Annotated in this window: 1 protein-coding gene; it reads left to right on the top strand. The window is 53.8% G+C overall.

Annotated elements, in window-relative coordinates:
- Nucleotides 1-134: 134 nt before the first annotated feature.
- Entirely contained in the window at nt 135-2,957 is a 2,823-nt protein-coding gene (locus MIB40_RS19240; RefSeq protein WP_249697124.1) for a LuxR C-terminal-related transcriptional regulator, read from the top strand.
- The last annotated feature ends 104 nt before the right edge of the window (nt 2,958-3,061 follow it).

The raw sequence follows: 3,061 nt of genomic DNA, 5'->3' as shown, positions 1-3,061 counted from the left end.
TGTTCAGGTCTCGACATGAACGGCGAGCTTCGCCTTGATAAAAACCATTTTAGGATCCGCAGAGATCTATCCGAATTAATCAGAGGTGCCTTAATAGCTTCCTGCGTTGATTTGCACGCTCAGGACACTGCATAATGCACTGCATAATCACGAAGCGCGGCAACGTATCGGGCTTCGATCAGCAGGGGTACTGGGTAGTAATGGTTGAAAACCAAGAGATAGATTCTTCCGTCGACGACGCCTCAGCGGCAAACAGTCCGGATATACCGTTGCCCGGAGCAATCCTGGGCATGAAACTCTATCGTCCGCCACTTCCCCAAGGTCATATCGCCCGTCCACGATTACTGGATCGACTCAATCAGTCTCCCTGCCGCCTTATTGTTATCAGTGCTCCGGCTGGTTTTGGTAAATCGACCCTGGCCATTGAATGGCTGGAACAGCTGCCCGACGATCACTCGGTCGCCTGGTTATCCCTCGATGAGCGCGATAATAACCTGCAGCGCTTTCTCACTTATTTGGTACACACGCTAAGCCGGTGTCTGGATGAAGGTGCCGGCGATGCTTCGCTGGAGCAACTCGAAGCGCACCAGACCCACCAGCCGCTGTCTTTCGAGCTGGTACTAGCGCCTCTGTTGGAAGAGATCGCCCAGCTTAAAACCCCATTGGTGCTGGTGCTCGACGATTATCATGCGATCAATCGCCAGGCCGTGCATAAGTGCATGACGTTTCTGTTTGACCACCTGCCTCCCAATGTTCGCTTGATGCTTACCAGCCGGTACCAGATGGGGGTTGCCCTGTCGCGGTACAGGCTAAATCGACAGCTGGAAGAGTTGAGTGAAGAGGAGCTGCGCTTTAATCATCATGAAGTAGAAAGTTACTTGCTGGGTGAGGGTTTTAGCGGGCTGAGCGTTGACGATATAGCGCTGGTGGAGGCGCGCAGTGAGGGCTGGATAACCGGTCTGCGTCTCTTTGTTATGGCGGTCAGCCGTGAAGTCGATCCGAGCCAGCATATTCGGGCCTTGAAAGGCACCGAGCAGTTTATTGCCGATTATTTGCTCGAAGAAGTATTTGCGCGCCTGGGGGATGAGCTGAGAGAGTTTTTGCTCGATACCGTACTACTCGACAGCTTTAACGCCAAGCTTTGTAATGCCGTTGCCCAGCGGGATGACAGTCGCGAACTGCTGGAGATGTTACGCAGTAAAGGGGTGTTTCTGGTTCCCTTGAATCATGAAGGTACCTGGTTCCGATATCATCATCTGTTTGCCGAATTTTTAATTGAGCAGAGTAAGAAGCGCGGAAGCCTGCATAATAACCTGATCTGGGGGCGGGCCAGCCGCTGGTTCCATGAACGCGGTCAGATGCAGCAATCGGTGGATTACGCCTTACGGGCTAATGATCTGGAAGGCGCTTCACGCCTGGTGCAAGGCTTGTCCGAGGAGCAATTGCTGGCAGAACAAAATTTGTCCCAGCTACTAAGCTGGCGTTCGGAGCTGCCGGAAACCCTGATTCTCAGTAACCCGCGTCTGGTGGTGGTCTACAGTTGGGCGTTGGCCCTGAGCTATCAGCTGGATGAGGCGGAACGACTGGTCTCCAGCTTGGAACATCAGCACCTTGAGGGGGATGATTTTTATGCCGGCCACGCCCTGGCCATTCGTGCGGTGATTCTTCGAGGGCGATCCGAACTGTCCCGTGCTGAAGAAAGTGCAAGGCAAGCCTTGCAGCGTTTGCCCTATGAATCCTATGGCGCGCGCATCATGTCGCTCTCCGTTCTTTGTAACAGCTATCTGAACCGAGGTGAGCTTGACAAGGCGCGGGAGTATAACCGTCAATCGATTGAAGAAGCCCAGCGCTCCGGTAGCGATCTGTTTGAGCTATTGATGTGCTTTGATCAGGCGACCCTGATGATGGCTCGCGGTAATCTGGATGTGGCTGTGCGCCATATCGACGAATACAGCAAGCGCCTCTATCGTGACATTGATACCACCAGCCTGGGTCGCCTCTATATGCAGAAAGGTTTGGCGCTTTGGCAGCAGCAGGATCTGGAAGAAGCGGAAAGCTGGGTTCGGCGTGGTATACCCATCGCTGAAAAAGCGCGGGATGTGTCGGTGGTGCTCGGTTATACCGTGCGAATCATGATCTACCGAAATCGCCGCGATCTGGGCGCCGCCTTTAATATGCTGGCCCTGGTCGAACGCCTGATGAATCTTTGGGATATACCCCAGGTGTTTTATCTTGCCTGGCTAACGGCACTCAAATGTGATCTCTGGATTTATCAGGGCAAGCTGGACCTGGCCCGAAGCTGGCTGGAGCGCTTGATTGATCTGTATGACAAGGAAAAGGTCTGGCCGCCGCCTTATTTTCACTTTTTGCCGGGGCTGGTACGGCTGATTTATTGCCGTTTGTTGATGGCCGATGGCGAACCACTCACGGCCGCCGAAGCGGCACATCGCGCGGCAGAACGGTGCCGGCGGCAAAACTTTCCAACCTATCAGGGCGTTGCACTGCTTTATGAGGCGGCTGCAAGAGATCAGGCTGGAGAGCGGGCGTTGGCCGATGAGCGATTGTTGCAATCCATCGCATTGTTAGAGCCGGAGCGGGTGATCTTTGCTTTTCGAGAACTCGGGGATGCTCTGGTTCCTGTTCTGCAGCGCCAGTCGAGTAACCCCTTTGCCCAACGCATGTTGAAGATGCTGGTGCCGGAGCAAAGCGAACATCAGGAAGACAGTTCGGAGCGTCGCTTGCTGGAGCTGAATCGGCAGCTGAATGAACCGATCAGCAAGCGGGAGATGGCCGTGCTGCAATTGATTTCGGAAGGTTTATCGAATCAACAGATCGCCGACAAGCTTTTTATTTCGTTGCATACGGTGAAAACCCACGCTCGGCGTATCAATAATAAGCTGGAAGTCCGTAGCCGCACCCAGGCTGCTGCCAGAGCGAGAGAGCTGGGGCTGGTATAAACAGATTAAGGCACCTCTGATTAATTCAGATGAACTCTGGCTTTCAGGCGAATTCAGAATCGCGGCACGCCTTTGCAGTAAGGTCGAGACCTTTCAAAAAGGCG

Origin of the sequence: Aestuariirhabdus haliotis, assembly GCF_023509475.1 — a bacterium.
Classification (GTDB): Bacteria; Pseudomonadota; Gammaproteobacteria; order Pseudomonadales; family Aestuariirhabdaceae; genus Aestuariirhabdus; species Aestuariirhabdus haliotis.
This window is presented reverse-complemented; position numbering and strand designations above follow the sequence as displayed.